Source organism: Kosakonia sp. (assembly GCF_032052965.1).
Classification (GTDB): Bacteria; Pseudomonadota; Gammaproteobacteria; order Enterobacterales; family Enterobacteriaceae; genus Kosakonia.
Genome location: NZ_DAMBVN010000013.1, coordinates 42,744 through 60,602, shown reverse-complemented (window position 1 = coordinate 60,602; position 17,859 = coordinate 42,744). Strand labels below are relative to the sequence as shown.

The 17,859-nt window shown below is 53.9% G+C and carries 15 protein-coding genes; 6 read left to right on the top strand and 9 right to left on the bottom strand.

Annotation, left to right across the window (positions count from 1 at the left end; all coding sequences use genetic code 11):
• Nucleotides 1-6: 6 nt before the first annotated feature.
• Together ytfR and ytfQ are read right to left on the bottom strand one after the other, a co-directional pair.
• Nucleotides 7-1,509, bottom strand: coding sequence for a galactofuranose ABC transporter, ATP-binding protein YtfR (gene ytfR / locus RTX30_RS15675; protein ID WP_312691086.1), 1,503 nt, complete (start codon nt 1,507-1,509; stop codon nt 7-9).
• A gap of 55 nt (nt 1,510-1,564) precedes the next feature.
• Nucleotides 1,565-2,521, bottom strand: coding sequence for a galactofuranose ABC transporter substrate-binding protein YtfQ (ytfQ, locus tag RTX30_RS15670; protein WP_312691085.1), 957 nt, complete (start codon nt 2,519-2,521; stop codon nt 1,565-1,567).
• A gap of 400 nt (nt 2,522-2,921) precedes the next feature.
• Here ytfQ and ppa point away from each other — a divergent pair, with 400 nt between their 5' ends.
• On the top strand, nt 2,922-3,452 hold the full coding sequence (ppa, locus tag RTX30_RS15665) for an inorganic diphosphatase (protein WP_023478348.1): 531 nt from the start codon (nt 2,922-2,924) through the stop codon (nt 3,450-3,452).
• Between the two features lie 107 nt (nt 3,453-3,559).
• Here ppa and RTX30_RS15660 read toward each other — a convergent pair whose 3' ends face one another.
• The 4 genes from RTX30_RS15660 to tamA all read right to left on the bottom strand — a co-directional run bounded on the left by RTX30_RS15660 (nt 3,560) and on the right by tamA (nt 9,921).
• Entirely contained in the window at nt 3,560-3,994 is a 435-nt protein-coding gene (locus tag RTX30_RS15660; RefSeq protein ID WP_312691084.1) for a hypothetical protein, read from the bottom strand.
• 67 nt (nt 3,995-4,061) lie between these two features.
• Complete coding sequence (locus tag RTX30_RS15655; protein ID WP_312691083.1) at nt 4,062-4,412, bottom strand: gamma-glutamylcyclotransferase; 351 nt, start codon at nt 4,410-4,412, stop codon at nt 4,062-4,064.
• 2 nt (nt 4,413-4,414) lie between these two features.
• Entirely contained in the window at nt 4,415-8,191 is a 3,777-nt protein-coding gene (tamB, locus tag RTX30_RS15650; RefSeq protein WP_312691082.1) for an autotransporter assembly complex protein TamB, read from the bottom strand.
• The gene (gene tamA, locus RTX30_RS15645) at nt 8,188-9,921 is read right to left on the bottom strand and encodes an autotransporter assembly complex protein TamA (RefSeq protein WP_312691080.1); all 1,734 of its coding nucleotides are present in this window, start codon (nt 9,919-9,921) and stop codon (nt 8,188-8,190) included. Before tamA ends, tamB begins: the two co-directional genes overlap by 4 nt.
• Nucleotides 9,922-10,165: 244 nt before the next feature.
• On the opposite strand from tamA, the gene msrA reads away from it, so the two are divergent.
• Both msrA and RTX30_RS15635 read left to right on the top strand, forming a co-directional pair.
• Nucleotides 10,166-10,804, top strand: coding sequence for a peptide-methionine (S)-S-oxide reductase MsrA (gene msrA, locus RTX30_RS15640; protein WP_312691079.1), 639 nt, complete (start codon nt 10,166-10,168; stop codon nt 10,802-10,804).
• Between the two features lie 268 nt (nt 10,805-11,072).
• A complete protein-coding gene (locus tag RTX30_RS15635) occupies nt 11,073-12,407 on the top strand; it encodes a hemolysin family protein (RefSeq protein WP_312691078.1) in 1,335 nt (444 codons plus the stop codon).
• A 75-nt stretch (nt 12,408-12,482) separates the two neighbouring features.
• Here RTX30_RS15635 and RTX30_RS15630 read toward each other — a convergent pair whose 3' ends face one another.
• Entirely contained in the window at nt 12,483-12,689 is a 207-nt protein-coding gene (locus tag RTX30_RS15630) for a DUF1107 domain-containing protein (RefSeq protein ID WP_028016471.1), read from the bottom strand.
• Between the two features lie 324 nt (nt 12,690-13,013).
• Between RTX30_RS15630 and RTX30_RS15625 the strand changes: the two genes are divergently transcribed.
• Complete coding sequence (locus tag RTX30_RS15625) at nt 13,014-13,571, top strand: YtfJ family protein (RefSeq protein ID WP_312691077.1); 558 nt, start codon at nt 13,014-13,016, stop codon at nt 13,569-13,571.
• Here RTX30_RS15625 and cysQ read toward each other — a convergent pair.
• A complete protein-coding gene (gene cysQ / locus RTX30_RS15620) occupies nt 13,561-14,301 on the bottom strand; it encodes a 3'(2'),5'-bisphosphate nucleotidase CysQ (RefSeq protein ID WP_312691076.1) in 741 nt (246 codons plus the stop codon). The genes RTX30_RS15625 and cysQ overlap by 11 nt on opposite strands.
• Before the next feature lie 191 nt (nt 14,302-14,492).
• Here cysQ and cpdB point away from each other — a divergent pair, with 191 nt between their 5' ends.
• Nucleotides 14,493-16,436, top strand: coding sequence for a 2',3'-cyclic-nucleotide 2'-phosphodiesterase (gene cpdB / locus RTX30_RS15615; RefSeq protein ID WP_312691075.1), 1,944 nt, complete (start codon nt 14,493-14,495; stop codon nt 16,434-16,436).
• 76 nt (nt 16,437-16,512) lie between these two features.
• Here the strand turns inward: cpdB and RTX30_RS15610 are convergent, their stop codons facing one another.
• A complete protein-coding gene (locus tag RTX30_RS15610; protein WP_312691074.1) occupies nt 16,513-16,908 on the bottom strand; it encodes a helix-turn-helix domain-containing protein in 396 nt (131 codons plus the stop codon).
• 85 nt (nt 16,909-16,993) lie between these two features.
• On the opposite strand from RTX30_RS15610, the gene RTX30_RS15605 reads away from it, so the two are divergent.
• Nucleotides 16,994-17,842: an SDR family oxidoreductase gene (locus RTX30_RS15605; RefSeq protein WP_312691073.1), complete on the top strand. Its 849-nt coding sequence runs from the start codon at nt 16,994-16,996 to the stop codon at nt 17,840-17,842.
• Nucleotides 17,843-17,859: the final 17 nt, after the last annotated feature.

Here is a 17,859-nt window from a genome sequence, read left to right as displayed (position 1 = left end):
TACTCCTTATGCCGCAATGGCATTCATGATCGCCGGAACCGATAACTCAGCGAGCGGGATCTCTGCGACCTGTTTGCGATCGCGCATGATAATCACCCGATCCGCATAGCCTACTAACTCTTCCAGTTCGGACGAAATGACCAGCAGCGCCAGGCCATCAGCACATAGCGTCTCAATCAGACGGATGATCTCGGCATGTGCGCCCACATCGATGCCGCGTGTCGGCTCGTCGAGAATAAGAAATTGCGGGCGAGTCAGCAGCCAGCGCGAAAGCAGGACTTTTTGCTGATTGCCGCCAGAGAGGAACTCAATGGGTTGTTCCGCGCTGGGCGTGCGAATGCCTAACTGGCGGATAAAGCGTTCGGCAATCGCATTTTGCTCTTTGCGGGGAATGGGTCGCAGCCAGCCGCGCTGTGCCTGCAGCGCCAGCACAATATTTTCCCTTACGGAAGCCGCCGCAATAATGCCGTCGGTTTTGCGATCTTCCGGGCAAAAGCCAATACCAAGACAGGATGCCTGGTGCGGAGAACGTAACGTCTGCGCTTTGCCTTTGATGGTGGCGCTACCGCTGTCGGCAGGTTTGATGCCAAAAATCACTTCGGCAGTTTCAGTACGCCCGGAACCAAGCAGCCCGGCCAGGCCGACGATTTCACCAGGGCGAACCTCCAGATCAAACGGCAAAATCGTGCCTTTCTTACCGAAGCCTTTAAACGCCGCTACCGGTTTTTCGCTCAACAGCGTACGCCCGGCACGTTGCAGTGCATTACTCTCCAGCTCGCGGCCCAGCATCATTTTGACCAGTTCGATTTGCGGCAATTCGCTGGTCGGCTGACAGCCAACAAAGCCGCCGTTACGCAGAACGGTAATGCGGTCGCTGACTTCATAAACCTGGTCAAGAAAATGGGTGACGAATATCAGGCTGACGCCCTGCGCGCTAAGCTGGCGCATCAGGGTAAACAGCATTTCCACCTCCTGGGTATCCAGGCTGGCGGTCGGCTCGTCGAGGATCAACACTTTTGCGGAGAGATCAATCGCGCGACAGATCGCCACGATCTGCTGCATCGCCACTGAATAGCGGTTTAGCGGCTCGCGCACATCCAGCGAAAAGCCGTAAGACTCCATTAATGCGGTTGCGCGCGCTTCCATCTCTTTTCGGCGCAGCAGGCCAAACCGTCGCGGCTCACGGCCAATAAAAAGATTATCCGCTACCGACATATTCGGCAGCAGGTTCACTTCCTGGTAAACCGTGCCAATGCCCAGTTGCTGAGCGTGGGCGGTGTTTTTTGGCCGAATCTGCTGGCCTTCCAGCCAGATTGCGCCTTTATCGGCCTGGTAAACCCCCGTCAGGGCCTTAATCAGCGTTGATTTTCCCGCGCCGTTTTCGCCGAGCAGAGCCATGATCTCGCCGCGTCGCAGGCTAAAATCCACGTTATCGAGCGCCTTAACGCCGGGAAAGAATTTACTTAATCCTTCGGTTCGCAGGATCTCCTGCGGTGCTGCGTCAGTCATGACCCTCTCCCCTTCTACATCGCCCTCTCCCCAGCGGGGAGAGGGAACTCAGGACTCAATAGCCCATGTTTTTCTTCTTCTCGAGCTCCTCTTTCGCCGTATCCGGCAGATAGAGCGTGGACTTGGTAATGGTCAGCTTCGGCGGCTGAGTACCGTCTTTTTTAAATTTCTCCAGTGCATCGAAAGCCGGGCCGGCCATATTTGGCGTCAGCTCGACGCTGGCGTTCGCTTCACCGTCAATCATCGCTTTGTAGATATCCGGCACGCCGTCGATAGAGCCGGTCAGAATGTCTTTGCCCGGCTTCAGGCCTGCTTCTTTGATCGCCTGGATGGCACCGATCGCCATGTCATCGTTATGGGCGTAAACCATGCAAATGTTCTTGCCGTTGTTTTCCGCCTTGATAAAGCTCTCCATCACCTCTTTGCCCTTGCTGCGGGTAAAGTCGCCAGACTGAGAACGAATAATTTTGATGTTCGAGGCTTTTGAGATGGCTTCGGCGAAACCTTTTTTACGATCGATCGCAACGCTGGCACCCACGGTACCCTGCAGCTCTACAACGTTACAGGGCTTACCCGCCACTGTTTTCACCAGCCAGTCGCCAATCAATTTGCCTTCCAGCACGTTGTCAGCGGTGACGGTGGTCATATAGAGCGATTTGTCTTTTACATCAATGGAGCGGTCGAGAAGGAAAACCGGAATTTCGGCATCTTTCGCTTCTTTCAGTACCGGCTCCCAGCCGGTCGCTACCACCGGGGCAATAAAGATGGCGTCCACGCCCTGGGCGATAAACGAACGCACGGCTTTGATCTGGTTTTCCTGTTTTTGCTGACCGTCAGCAATCTTCAGCGTAATGCCGCGTTTGCTGGCTTCGCTTTTCGCGACGTTGGTTTCAGCGGCACGCCAGCCGGACTCTGATCCGACCTGCGAAAATCCCACGGTTAACGGGGCGGCCATTACCATAGACGACATGGCTGCCGAAACTGCTGTGACAAGAAGTAAGCGCTTCCACATAAGAGCATCCTCGTAGGGTTATTGTTGGCTACAACTTCACCTGCGGGGAAACTATAGACAATCGGGGATGTAACAAAATGCGTTACATCACAAATCGGAAAAGTGAATGAATTGTTGTGAGTCAGTTGCGATCTGGCGCGCGAAAAGGGGTGGTTTAATTCACCTCAATTATCCATTGAAATTGCAGAAATTTACTGCGCTGAAACAGTGCGACAATTTCACTGTAATCGCTTACATAAATTTATTCAGTATGCTGCTATGGTTATGGACAAAACTGTCACAAACTGGCACAAGAAAAGCGTCTGAAAAGTGTGAGTAAGTTAAAACAAGCAAAGACATTCACAACCAGTTGGCTATAATACCCGGCACTTGTTTGCCACACATTTTAAAGGAAACAAACATGAGCTTACTTAACGTCCCGGCGGGTAAAGATCTGCCAGAAGATATCTACGTTGTTATCGAAATCCCGGCTAACGCTGACCCGATCAAATACGAAGTCGACAAAGAAAGCGGCGCGCTGTTTGTTGACCGTTTTATGTCCACCGCGATGTTCTATCCGTGCAACTACGGTTACATCAACCACACCCTCTCTCTGGATGGTGACCCGGTAGACGTGCTGGTCCCGACGCCTTACCCGCTGGAGCCAGGCTCTGTTATTCGCTGCCGTCCGGTTGGCGTGCTGAAAATGACCGACGAGTCCGGTGAAGATGCGAAACTGGTTGCTGTTCCGCACACTAAGCTGAGCAAAGAGTACGATCACATTAAAGATGTGAACGACCTGCCGGAACTGCTGAAAGCGCAGATCACCCACTTCTTCGAGCACTATAAAGATCTTGAAAAAGGCAAATGGGTGAAAGTGGACGGTTGGGACAACGCTGAAGCGGCGAAAGCTGAAATCGTTGCCTCCTTCGAACGCGCTGCCAAGAAGTAATTCGCTTTTATGGCCAAAAGCCCTGACGCGGTTAACGCGGTCGGGGCTTTTTTATGCCTGTCTTTTTTTCGTCTGCCACAAACCACGCTCAGACCCGGGAAAAAGCCTTAGCGACGGGCCCTGACGAAGAGCACTACGATCACTGTGCTCAATAACATTTCCGGAGAGAAATACTGGTGGGTGATATTAATACTGATCCCGTCAGGTAACGTCGGTGCCAGCGCGAACTTGTGGATAACGACAAACAGGCTGTAGAGCACGGCGTTGCTGATCACTAACCCCACGCCGGTGAGTGCCAGACCACGTGTTGTGAAACGGCGCCGGGCATTCCGGCGTATCAACACCATCAACATTAAAAAGCCGCAGAAGGCAAATTGCAGGCCATTGAGCAGATTGGCCACCAGCATATCCTGTATGGATGTGGTAACCAGTTCGGCCGGCCCCCAGAAATAGCGCAGGAACGAGTAGTAAGTCTGATAGCCAAAACTGAACGATCCGATCAGCAGCAGTACGCCCACGATTGCCCAGACTGTTTTTCTCATTGACCCTGCCGTCCTTTATTTTACCCAAAGAAAAACCGCGCCCTGCGGCGCGGTCTTCTGATACTGACTATTTCTGGTACTTATCTCTGTCGAGCCAGTTACCGGTTTCGATGAGGGTTTTACCCTCAACCGAACGCTGATACACATACATCCAGGCGCTGCCATAAGGCGTCTGGATAAGCTGACGTTTATATTCGCCGCCAGCGGTGCGCAGCGCATCCAGCTCGCCGAGCGTTGCCGCATCAATACGATACACTTCGCCCTGCACGCTTCCTTCACCCGGCACTGCACCCGGGTAATGTCCCAGACTAAACAGCTGATGATTTTCGACGCAAAAATCCCCCAGCCACTGCGCATTGGTCATCCAGTGACTGTTGCCTTGTTTGCTTCGTAAACTGCCGTAGACAAATATTCGCATTGCTAAAACTCAAACTGATAGAGCAAATCAAGTGCCTGATCTACGCCAGACACCGCTTCAAGATACAGCTTAGGCATCAGGCGATAACGTAACGTGAGAGTCGCCAGTGAGTCAAAAATTCCGACACCATATTTTACCTGTAGACCCGGCAGCACATAACCACTGACCACCACCTGAGAGGAGTCGCCTACTCCCTGGGTATCCAGCGCCAGGTTGCTTACGCCAAACGTCTCGCCGATTTTACCCACAACCTGACCACTTTGTGCAACCCCCAGGCCTACCAACATAGAGGTCATTGCTGCACTATCGCTCTGTTGACTGTCCAGACCCTGCCCGCGCAGCAGGTAGGAGAGCGCTTCCTGCTGCGACATCGCCGGATCGGAGAAGATCTCCGCTTTCGGCTCGTCTGCAGTCCCGGTGACCCGCACCCCGGCGATCACATCGTTTTCTGTCGAGTCCGGGTTACGGATCGCCTCAATGTTCAGCAGCGGTTGATCAGGCGGCCCGGAGAACAGCAACTCGCCTTTACGCACGATCAAATCCTGACCATAAGCATGGAATCGCCCTTCAGGAATATTAATTTGCCCATTAAGCCCCAGTCCCTGTTTATCCTGCGCCACTTTCAGGTCGCCGGTCAGCCTGGCTTTCAGGCCAAACGCATCCAGACGAACGTTATTCCCAACGTGGATAACCAGATTACTGTTAATCGGGATCGATGCGGTCTGCGGCTTCTCGGGTTTCAGCTGATCGTTAAGCATCACCTCATCACTGGAGACGCCGACTGCGCTTTCCGGTACGTCATGCACCACAATGCGCGCCCACGGCACGTCGACACTGCCATCAAGCGTAAACAGGCTTGGGGTGGCCTCAAACACCACGTCCGGCGACACGTCCAGCCGCACCATCGGCGGTACGGTAATGCGCACTTTACTGCCCTTCGCCGCAATGCGTGCGCGCCAGTTATCAATTTGGCTCCAGTCGGCATCGCCACTGAGGTTGATTTGCCCCTGTCCGGTCCGCACCACGCCCTGCAATACAGATCGCATGCCATTGAAGTTAATCGCCAGCTGGCTGGGTTGCATATCGAACGGCATAAAATTGCCTTCCACATCAATGCCATTCAGGCCCAACTGACCGAACAGTTGCGGGCTCCGGGCATTACCTGCCAGCCGCAGGTTAGCATTCAGGGTACCGGCTACTTTCTCGCCACGGCTGAAAATGGCATTGGCCATAGCCAGTGAGAAGTTGCGAATATTGACGTTACCGCCCAGATTGCGCCGACCTTGCGGATCGGTGATCTGCACCTGTCCATCGAATTGCCCGTTATTAGTCAGGCGGATCAGCCAGCCCAGATCGGCGCGGTTATTACGTAACTGGGCATTAAGATTCAGCGTCTCAAAGGCCACCGGCAGCGGCGCATCGTTTACCACCTGCGTCACTTTCACATTGCGCCCGGATAACGTCACCTGTCCTTGCGGTAGCCCCTCTTTGCTGGCATCCCAACTGACGTCCGCTTTACCGCTAAACACACCGCTCGCTTGAGTAGTGTCTGGCATAAAGGGTTTCAGCATTGCCAAATCGAAACGGTTGAGGCTCACCACCGCATGCCCCTGCGCGCCAGCATCGATGGTTTGCGGCACACACAGCTCCGCATTAGGGTTAAGCCAGCAGTGCGGGCCAATGGCGATTTTCTGCTCCTGGTTTCGGTAATCCAGCGCGATCGGTCTGTTAATCGACCAGGGCCCTACCGGCGTGGCGAAGCGCGTATCGCTCAGAGTGCCTTTCCAGCGCTGTTCCTGGCGATCAAAGCTCCCTGCCAGGTTCAGTTGCCCGGATACCGGCTCGCCCTGGACACGCAACTGTAGCTTATGCTGTTTTTCATTGCCGTCGGCCGCCAGCGTCACCAGGCTGACGTTAACACCCGGCTGGCTGATACGCTCGACACGAACATCCAGCTTGCCGGCGATCTGATCGCTGGATTTCACATCCCCTTCCACCCGAACCCGGGCAATGGAAAGATCCTGCCAGCGTAATCCGTTGGCCGTAATGTCCGCCAGCGCCTGCGGCGCATCGACTGTGCCGCGTATTTTTACGATCCCTTTTGCCGTACCGCCAAGTCCTGGCAGAGCGTTATCCAGTCCTGGCGCATCAATGTTGGCATCCAGATTGAGATCTTTAACCCCCAGCTCACCTTTGATATCAGCGCTGTTACGCCCCAGTTCAAGGTGCAAATCAGGGATCGTCCACTGCAGGTAGCTGTTGCCTTTCACCTGCCCGGCCACATTAACTTTGTTATTCTTCACATTGCCATTGAGCTTCAGTTCTGGCACATCCAGTTGCCAGCTTCCGCCATAAAGGCTGCCGCGGGTTTTGATCAGGCCATTCAGCTTTGATGGCCATTCCGGGAAAGCTTTTGCGGTATCAATACCGTTCAGGGTCAGTTCACCACGCCAGCTAATCGCCTGCTGCCAGTCGAGCAGCGCGGTTAATTCGGTTTTACCTTCCAGCGCCGCGATGGTGAGCTTATCGATGCTGATTTGCTGCTCATTACCTTTCCCTGCAAGCTGGAAAGTCGCAGGGGGGATCTCCTGGCCTTTAACCGCAGCCCGGAACGCCAGCGTGTAATCGGTCATTTTGCCGCTAAAGGTCAGCGCCAGATCGTCCGCCTGGAACTCCTTTTCGCCGGTAAACGGCCAGTACAGCTGTTTACTGGTGATCGCCAGGTTCAACGGCAGCCCGGCTTCCGCCAGTTGCGTTTGCGCCTGCATTACCATATCCACCGGGCCGGAAAGATTGACGTTAACGTCCAGCTGCTTGCGCATTTCGCCGCCAATGTGCAGCTTCACTTTCTCGCCTTGCAGCGGCGCCATATTCAGCGCGCTGTTCAGGGTGATATCCACCGGCCAGTTATCACGCAGTTGAGCACTGCCAGTGGCGCTGACCTGCCCCTGGTTTGAATCCACCTCCAGCGCGTCGAGCTTCATCTGTCCGTTCATGCTGCTCACTTTAAGCAGCAGGCTACGCACCAGGATGTCGGTGTCCCCCGTGACACGCAGTTGCTCGCCGCGAAATTCCTCAATGTTAAGATTGAGCGGCAGATGCACATCGGTCATTTCTGGCAACAGCGGTTTTTCAAACAGCGCTTTCAGCGTTTCGCCAAGCGGTTTCTCTTCCGGTTTCGGGTTGTCTATCTTGGGTTCAATGACCTGTTCCTGCGCCACTTTCTCCACTTTTGGCAACGCTATTAGCAACCCTTGTAGCGATGTCGGTTTCAGCGTCAGATCTTTGTCTTGCCAGTTCAGCCCGGTGCTGAAATCCATTACTGAGACCGTGGTGTCATCGATAGTGACATTGACGTTGTTCAATGCCACGCGGCTCAGGGTAATCGGGTACGGTGTTGAGAGATTGAGCGGGCCGCTATCCTCTTCCTGTACCGGCGCGGCAGGGGGCATTTTTTTGCTGTCGATGGCGATATTAATGTCTTTTAGCGACAGATCGTTCACACATAAACTGCTGCTGCGCAGGCAGCCCACATTGACTGCAAGGTGAAACTCCCCGGCATTGACGGCGACACCCGGCTGGTCATAGCGAACATTTTTTAATGTCAGATCGCGCCAGCCACCGATGACCTGACCGATATGCAACCCGGGCACCCAACGGTTCGCGGCGCTAAACAGCAGATGCAGCCCGCTGGTGGTGCCAACCAAAAATGCCACCGTACCCAGCACCAGCAAGATAAACACCAGTACACTGAGGCTGATTTTCTTCCATAAACTCATAATTCTGGCCCCAGACCGATGTAAAACTGTAACCCATGCTCATCTTTGTCGCCGACCGGTACGGCAAAATCGAGCTTGATTGGCCCTACCGGCGACTCCCAGCGCACGCCAACACCGGTGCCGGTTTTGATATCGCTCTTGCGGATATCGCTCACCGCTTCGCCGCTGTCGACAAAGACGGCGCCCCACCATTTACCGCTCACGTTGTACTGGTATTCCAGCGATCCGGTCGCCAGTTTCGAGGCACCGATCAGCTTGCCATCGTCATCTTTCGGCGCGATAGATTTGTATTTGTAGCCGCGAATACTGCGATCACCCCCGGCGAAGAAACGCAGATCCGGCGGGACACGATCAAAATCACCGGTTTCGATCCAGCCAAGATTGCCGCGCACCACAAAGCGGTGGCGATCATAGAGGGTACGGATCCAGACGTTTTGCGCCTGCAGCACAAGGAAGTCGACATCCGATCCCCATGCGGTGTTGGAGTAGTCCACGGAGTAGCGCTGCGAGTCTCCCCACGTTGGCATCAGGCCGCCGCGTGAGCGGGTGCGGCTGATCATCACGCCAGGGTAAAGCAACATAGTGGTATTGGTCACGCTGGCCTGGGTAAAGTGATCGAGACTCCAGCGCAGGTTAATGGCACGCTGCCAGCCGCTGGAGAGGTCCCAGTAGCGAGAGAGCGCAAGCGTGGTGGAGTCGGCTTCGGTATCGTTAAGATCCGTGCGTTTAAAGCCGCCCTGCACCAGGTAATACTGTTCCAGCGGATTCTTCAGCAGCGGCATTTTATAGCTGAAATCCAGCTGCTGCTCCGGTGCCGACACACTCATGCTGGTGGTCAGGCTGTGGCCGTAGGAGTTCATCCACGGTTTTTTCCACGTCGCTTTGACGCGCGGCCCCACATCGGTAGAGTAACCCACCCCGGTTTCGATGGTGTTCTCCGTGCGCGGCGAAACAACGCCCTTCAGCGGCAGCACTTTGGTCTGACGGGCTTTATCAAATTCTGGCGCCACCACCACCGAGTTAAACCAGCCCGTGGCTGATAAGCGGCGGTTCAGCTCGGCCAGATCTTTGGTCTGGTAATAATCACCTGCGTGGAAAGGAACCAGATTTTGCAGATATTCTTCGCGGATTTGCGACCCTTCAAAGGTGACCGCGCCAAAACGGTAACGCTGGCCGCTGTCGTAATCGATATCCCAGAATGCAAGACGTCTGTCGAGGGCGATGCCCAGCTGGCTTTTACTAAACTGGCTGTCAAAGTAGCCTTTACGCAGAGCGACGTTGGTGAGGCTCTTTTTAAAGGCGTCATAGTCGCCGTGATTCAGCACCGAGCCAATGGCCGGGCGTTTCTTGAGTAAATCGAGGTAGTCGCTGTCGGTGCGTGCGCCGCCACGCAGCACCACATCGGTGCTGCCAATGCGCACCGGCTCGCCAGGTGACACGCGTGCCACCAGCACCTGACGCCCCTTTTTCGGTGGCGGACGCAGTTCAAAATCAATCGTCGGCTCGTAGTAGCCCAACGCTTTTAACCCTTCACGGATGGCATCGTCCACACGTGCCTGAAAACGTCGATCGGGCGTGACTTCATCGCTCTCGATGGTCGACAACTGGGCGCGGACATTTTTTTGCAGCGCTCCGGTCAACCCTTCCAGTTGCAATCGCACATTGGCAGCGAAGGCCGTTTCGCTCGCCAGCAACAAACCGGCAAAACATAACAGACGGATCTTTGGCACGTTCTCTCCTGAATATCCTTGTTCCCACCCCTGGAAGGAAACGTAAGCGCAGCTCCGCGCTGAGCTTTGCACCGCGTTGTTGGCGGTACACAAGCCGATAAAAACCCAAAACATGGGTTGAAAAACGGACGACTACCCCAAAATTTCTTATGTTTAAATCTAGTCGGTTTACGGTGCATATTGTGTTAAAACACACGCTCCGTTACAACCTTAACCGCAATTCGACCCTCCGGGAGGTTCAACCGTGAGTCTGTTTGATAAAAAAGAGCTTGTTTCTCAGTCGGATGCATTACCCGGACGCAATACACCGATGCCTGTCGCCAGTTTACATGCCGTCAACGAGCATTCAATGACGCATGTTCCGGATGGGATGGAAATTGCACTGTTCGCCATGGGCTGCTTCTGGGGCGTTGAACGTCTTTTCTGGCAATTACCGGGCGTTTACAGCACTGCGGCGGGTTATACAGGCGGGTACACCCCAAACCCGACCTATCGGGAAGTGTGTAGCGGGCAGACCGGTCACGCCGAAGCCGTGCGCGTGGTGTACGATCCCCAGCTAGTGAGCTACGAACAGCTGTTGCAGGTATTCTGGGAGAATCACGATCCGGCGCAGGGCATGCGTCAGGGCAACGATCAGGGTACCCAGTACCGTTCCGGGATCTACCCCTTAACGCCAGAGCAAAGCGCAGCGGCGCAAGCCAGCCTCGAACGTTTTCAGGCCGCCATGCGTAGCGCAGGCGATGATCGCCAGGTGACAACCGAAATCAAAACCGCCACACCGTTCTATTACGCAGAAGATGACCACCAGCAGTATCTGCATAAAAATCCGTATGGTTACTGCGGTATCGCTGGTATTGGCGTTTGCCTGCCGCCGCAAGCGTAGGCGCAGTAATAACCGATCCACGGGGTGGATCGGTTTTCTCTTCCTTTGGCCTGGCGGCGGGCAAATCGCATCTGCATCTATATCCCCTCACAAAGTGTGCTTTTTTATCGCCGTAACATAATGCTTACACCTCTGGCAGGCTGTAACAGGCTTACGCTATACTAACGGCGAAATTGCCTGCCCACCGCTTCGGTCAGGCTTTCAGTGTGTTTACCACATGGATATTCAAAAAACCCTTCCGAGGATCCGGTTAATAGCTGGATAAATTATGTTAAACAGTATCTTAGTCATACTCTGTCTGATCGCAGTAAGTGCGTTTTTCTCGTTATCGGAGATATCGCTTGCCGCATCGCGAAAAATCAAACTCAAGTTGCTGGCGGATGAAGGCAACATCAATGCGCAACGTGTTCTGAAAATGCAGGAAACGCCCGGTATGTTCTTTACCGTGGTACAAATCGGTCTTAATGCCGTTGCAATCCTTGGCGGTATCGTCGGCGACGCGGCCTTCTCACCGGTCTTCCACAGCATCCTGATCAACGTTGTCTCCCCGGAGCTTGCTGAACAGCTCAGTTTCATTATCTCTTTCTCGCTGGTGACCGGGTTGTTCATCCTGTTTGCCGACCTGACACCGAAACGCATCGGTATGATTGCGCCTGAAGCCGTGGCTTTGCGTATCATCAACCCGATGCGCTTCTGTTTATTTATCTTCCGCCCGCTGGTCTGGTTCTTTAATGGCCTTGCCAATGTCATCTTCCGCATTTTTAAACTGCCGATGGCGCGCAAAGACGATATTACTTCAGACGATATTTATGCCGTGGTGGAAGCCGGCGCGCTGGCAGGCGTGTTGCGTAAACAGGAACATGAGCTGATTGAGAACGTGTTTGAGCTGGAATCACGCACTGTGCCGTCGTCGATGACGTCGCGCGAGAACGTGATTTGGTTCGATCTGCATGAAGATGAGCAGAGCCTGAAGAACAAAGTCGCCGAACATCCGCATTCGAAGTTCCTCGTCTGTAAAGATGATATTGACCACATTGTGGGTTATGTGGATTCGAAAGATCTGCTGAACCGCGTGCTGGCAAATCAGAGTATGGCGTTAAATAGCGGTGTGCAAATCCGTAATACGCTGATCGTGCCGGACACCTTAACCCTCTCCGAGGCGCTGGAAAGCTTCAAAACCGCCGGGGAGGATTTCGCCGTTATCATGAACGAATACGCGCTGGTGGTGGGTGTGATCACCCTCAACGACGTGATGACGACGCTAATGGGCGACCTGGTCGGCCAGGTCGAAGAGATGATCGTGGCGCGTGATGAAAACTCATGGCTGATCGACGGCGGCACGCCGATTGACGACGTTATGCGTGTACTGGATATCGATGAATTCCCGCAGTCTGGTAACTATGAAACCATCGGCGGATTTATGATGTTCATGCTGCGCAAAATCCCGAAGCGCACCGATGCGGTGAAGTTCTCTGGCTATAAATTTGAAGTGGTAGACATTGATAACTACCGGATTGATCAGTTGCTGGTTACCCGCGTTGATACGCGTGCGGCAGTACTGACGCCGAAGCTGCCGGATGCGAAAGAGCAAGGCGCAGCGTAACGTTGCGCAGAAATATCAACGGCCCCATCGGGGCCGTTTTTTTATCGTACTTGAACTACTGCATAGCACTACGGATTACGCCATCTCGGTTTGCAAGCGCAAAACCTGACGGTTAACTTCAGACATCACAGATAAATGCTGCTTGTCTTTGACCTTCGGCACAAGGATCTTACCCTTGTCGAACTCGAAAGCCCCAACGTCCTTGATATACAACCGTCCACGAAACAGGATCTTAACGTACTTGGCCACCTGAAGTGGGTTGTAACGCTGGAAAATTTTCATTCTTGTATCTCCTGTAAAGCATTACGCCCTTGCGGTACCACAATCGGACCAGCGTTGATGAGCGCAAATTTAATGCTCAATGACTATAGTTCAGAACCTCACTCATACATAGTGTGAATAACTTTATTTACCTTTTGATGACAATTATTCAGAATTTTCTTTTCAACACTTTTCTCTACGCAGTATAAATCCACATTTTTTCACGGATATGTGCGTTCGCCCGCAAACTGGCATCCTGATTGCGGGAAAAACAGATTGATCGCACTTATGATTAAATCGACCGCTCAAGTGGTCGGATCACCTGTATAACAACAAGGAAACACCATGACCCTACGTAAGATACTGGCAGCGACATGCCTGTTACTGCCGCTGGTTGCTTCGGCACATAATTTCCAAACCAACCAACGCGTGCCGCCTGTGGGCATAGCCGACAGAGGGGAATTGATTCTTGATAACGACAAGTTTAGCTATAAAAAATGGAATAGCGCCCAGCTTCCTGGCAAAGTGCGGGTTGTGCAGCATATTGCCGGTCGGACCTCTGCCAAAGAGAAGAATGCAGCGCTGATAGAAGCGATTAAATCAGCCGGGCTGCCTCACGACCGCTACCAGACCACCACTATCATTAATACTGACGACGCCATTCCCGGCAGCGCCATGTTTGTGCGCAGCAGCATTGAGAGCAATAAGAAGCTCTATCCGTGGTCACAATTTATTGTCGATAGCGACGGTGTCGCGCGCAAAGCCTGGCAACTGGAAGAAGAGAGCTCGGCAATTGTCGTGCTGGATAAAGAGGGACGGGTTGAATACGCAAAAGATGGCGGCCTGAGCCAGCTAGAGGTGCAGCAGGTCATCGCCCTGCTGCACAAGCTGCTTAATAAATAGAGACGCGGAAGCCGGGGTTCAGGAAGGATTCACGCGGGGTGTAATCCAGCGTGCGCCCCTGCCAGTCATGCACATGGGCCCCGGCAGCTGCCGCCACTGCATGGCCTGCCGCCGTATCCCAGACGTTGGTAGGCCCAAAGCGGGGGTAGAGTTGCGCCTTCCCTTCCGCCACCAGACAGAATTTCAGCGACGAGCCAATCGCGGTGGTCTGATGCTCGCCCAACTGGTGTAAATACTCCCTCAGTTCGTCGTCCGCATGTGATCGACTCACTACCACCAGCGGCGGCCGCGCATCGCGCACCTGAATGGCCTGCCGATTGCCCGCCTCATCTTTCCAGGCTTTGCCGCCGCCAGCGAAATACATCACCTTCAGCACCGGCGCGTAAACTACGCCCATTACCGGTTTACCGTTTTCAATCAGCGCGATATTGACGGTAAATTCGCCGTTACGCTTAATAAACTCTTTGGTGCCATCCAGCGGATCGACCAGCCAGTAGCGTTGCCAGGCCTGGCGGATCTCCCAGGCTGGCGGATCTTCTTCCGACAATACCGGAATTTCCGGTGTTAGCGCCTGCAACCCACGCACGATGACCTCATGCGCCGCAATATCCGCCGCCGTCACGGGGGAGTCGTCCACTTTGCTGGTGACATCCATCGGCTTGTGCCCCTCGTAAACCTGCATAATGGCGTCGCCCGCGTCACGCGCGAGCTGGCAAATTGCATCTAACATTATCCACCTCTTGTCTGTTCAGTGGTTTGTAACTCGTTGTTTTACTTATATCGTATTGCGCCCGGATCTGCCATCTGTGATAGCGATTGCGTTTTCTTCGCTCACTTTTATGGCAGTATTCACAATTCTGTAAGCAACAAAATGTACATAACAATTTCTTTTGTGGCCCAGATCGAAAAAGGATGCCTCTGATGATTAAGTTTAGTGTAACGCTTCTTGCCACGCTGATCGCGGCAAGCGTGCAAGCTGCAACGGTGGATTTACGGATACTGGAAACCACTGATCTGCATAGCAACATGATGGATTTTGATTACTACAAAGACTCGGCGACGGAAAAATTTGGCCTGGTGCGTACCGCCAGCCTGATCAACGCCGCCCGCCAGGAAGTCAAAAACAGCGTGCTGGTCGATAATGGCGACTTAATCCAGGGCAGCCCGCTCGGTGACTATATGGCGGCAAAAGGGCTGAAAGCCGGGCAGGTTCATCCTGTTTATAAGGCAATGAATACGCTGGATTACGCCGTTGGTAATTTGGGTAACCACGAATTCAACTACGGCCTTGATTACCTGCATAGTGCGCTGGCGGGGGCGAAATTCCCCTACGTCAACGCCAATATTATTGATGCCAAAAGCAAAAAGCCGCTATTCACGCCATATCTGATTAAAGAAACCGCTGTTCAGGATAAAGACGGCAAGACGCACACCTTACGCATTGGTTATATCGGTTTTGTGCCGCCACAAATCATGGTCTGGGATAAAGCCAACCTGAACGGCAAAGTGACGGTTAACGACATTACTGAAACCGCACGCAAATATGTGCCAGAAATGCGTGCCAAAGGTGCCGATCTGGTCGTGGTGGTGGCGCACTCCGGGTTATCTGCTGAGCCTTACCAGGCTATGGCGGAAAACTCTGTTTATTACCTTAGTGAAGTCCCCGGCGTGGATGCCATCCTCTTCGGCCACGCCCATGCGGTTTTCCCCGGCAAGGAGTTTGCGTCCATTAAAGGCGCCGATATCAGCAAAGGCACGCTGAATGGCGTCCCTTCTGTGATGCCTGGCATGTGGGGCGATCATCTGGGGGTCGTCGATCTGGTACTGAATAATGATGCCGGGAAATGGCAGGTCACCGACTCGAAAGCCGAAGCGCGCCCCATTTATGACACAGCAGCGAAAAAAGCGCTGGTCGGCGAAGACAGCAAACTGGTGGCGATACTGAAACACGATCATGACGCTACCCGCGAGTTTGTCGGTAAACCTATCGGTAAATCGGCAGACAACATGTACAGCTACCTGTCGCTGGTACAGGATGACCCGACCGTTCAGGTGGTGAACAACGCGCAAAAAGCCTACGTTGAGCACTTTATTCAGGGCGATCCGGACCTGGCGAAACTGCCGGTATTGTCGGCAGCCGCCCCGTTTAAAGCCGGTGGCCGTAAAAACGATCCCGCCAGCTTTGTGGAAGTGGAAAAAGGCCAATTAACCTTCCGAAACGCTGCCGATCTTTACCTTTACCCCAACACGCTGGTCGTCGTCAAAGCGAGCGGAAAAGAGGTAAAAGAGTGGCTGGAGTGTTCTGCGGGCCAGTTCAACCAAATTGATCCCAACAGCGACAAACCGCAAAGCCTGCTGAACTGGGAGGGTTTCCGTACCTATAACTTTGATGTTATTGACGGTGTGAATTATCAAATTGATGTCACGCAACCGGCGCGCTACGACGGTGAGTGCCAGAGCATTAACCCGCAGGCAGAGCGTATTAAAAACCTGACGTTTAACGGCAAGCCCATCGATCCGAATGCGCAGTTCCTGGTGGCCACCAATAATTACCGCGCCTACGGCGGTAAATTTGCAGGTACCGGCGACAGCCATATCGCCTTTGCCTCGCCGGATGAAAACCGCGCGGTACTGGCGAAATGGATTAGTGATGAATCAAAACGTGCGGGGGAAATCCACCCTGCGGCGGATAACAACTGGCGACTGGCTCCCATCCACACCCATAGCAAGCTGGATATTCGCTTTGAAACTGCGCCAACAGACAAAGCGGCGGCATTTATCAAAGAGAAAGCCCGCTACCCAATGGAAAAGGTGGGCAATGATGAGATCGGTTTCGCTATTTATAAAGTCGATTTAAGCCAGTAACTGCAGGGAAAATGGCCGGATAACGCGGGTGCGTATCCGGCCTGATCCCCCGGCAAGCCGAGCAACTGCGACGTGCTTACACGGACCGGTCAGCATGCAGCGCATGGTGTGCCAGCACCTGCGGAATATTGACTTCTATCCAGTCCGCCAGCGCGGCGACTTTCTCACTCACCTGCTCCCCTGACGGGGTCAGGCTATACTCCACATGTGGCGGCACCACCGGATAAGCCACGCGGTTGATAAAACCATCCTGTTCCAGCCACTGCAGGCTCTGTGACAACATCTTTTCACTGACGCCGCCCATCTTGCGACGCAGATCGCTAAAACGATGGGTGCCATCGCGCAGCGCAACCAGAATCAACACGCCCCAGCGGCTGGTCACATGTTTCAGTACGTCGCGCGAGGGGCACTGTTCGGCGAACAGATTGCCGTCGCGCACTTGTTCACTTAACGTTCGGGAAGGGGTTTTCATACTTACCTTTTTGTACGTACTTACTAAAAGTTAGTTAAGGTGTTAGCTTACCACAACACTTACCGAACACGTCAGGAGAATACTCATGATCGCACTTACCGGCGCTACCGGCCAACTCGGCCAGTTTGTGGTAGAAGCAGTGTTGAAAACCGTGGCAGCAAAAGAAATTGTCGCTATCGTTCGTAATCCGGCCAAAGCTGAAACGCTGAATAAACAAGGTCTGCTCGTTCGCCAGGCTGATTACGGCGACCAGGCGGCACTCACCCAGGCCCTCGCAGGCGTCGACAAACTGCTGCTGATCTCCAGTAGCGAAGTCGGCCAACGCGCCACCCAGCATCGCAACGTGATCACTGCCGCCAAAGCGGCCGGGGTGAAGTTTATTGCCTATACCAGCCTCCTGCATGCGGATAAATCACCGCTCGGCCTGCATGTTGAACATGTCGAAACCGAAAAAATGCTGGCGGAATCCGGCATTCCTTACGCACTGCTGCGCAACGGCTGGTACAGCGAGAACTACCTTGCCAGCGCCCCTGCAGCGCTGGCGCATGGAGTGTTTATTGGTGCGGCAGGCGATGGGAAAATCGCTTCTGCGACCCGCGCCGATTATGCCGCTGCTGCAGCGCGCGTGATCAGCGAAGAGGGGCATGCAGGTAACGTCTATGAACTGGCCGGTGATGATGGCTGGACGTTGAGCGAGCTGGCGGCCCTGCTGAGTAAAGCCAGTGGCAAAACGGTGGTCTACCAGAACCTGAGCGAGGCCGATTTTGCCGCCGCGTTGAAAGAGGTTGGCCTGCCGGACGGCTTCGCTAACCTGCTGGCCGATTCCGACGCCGGTGCAGCAAAAGGCGGCCTGTTTGACGACAGCAAAACGCTGAGCACCCTGATTGGTCGCCCGACTACGCCGATTGCCGATAGCGTTAAAGCCATCCTGTAAAGGTTACAAACTGGTTA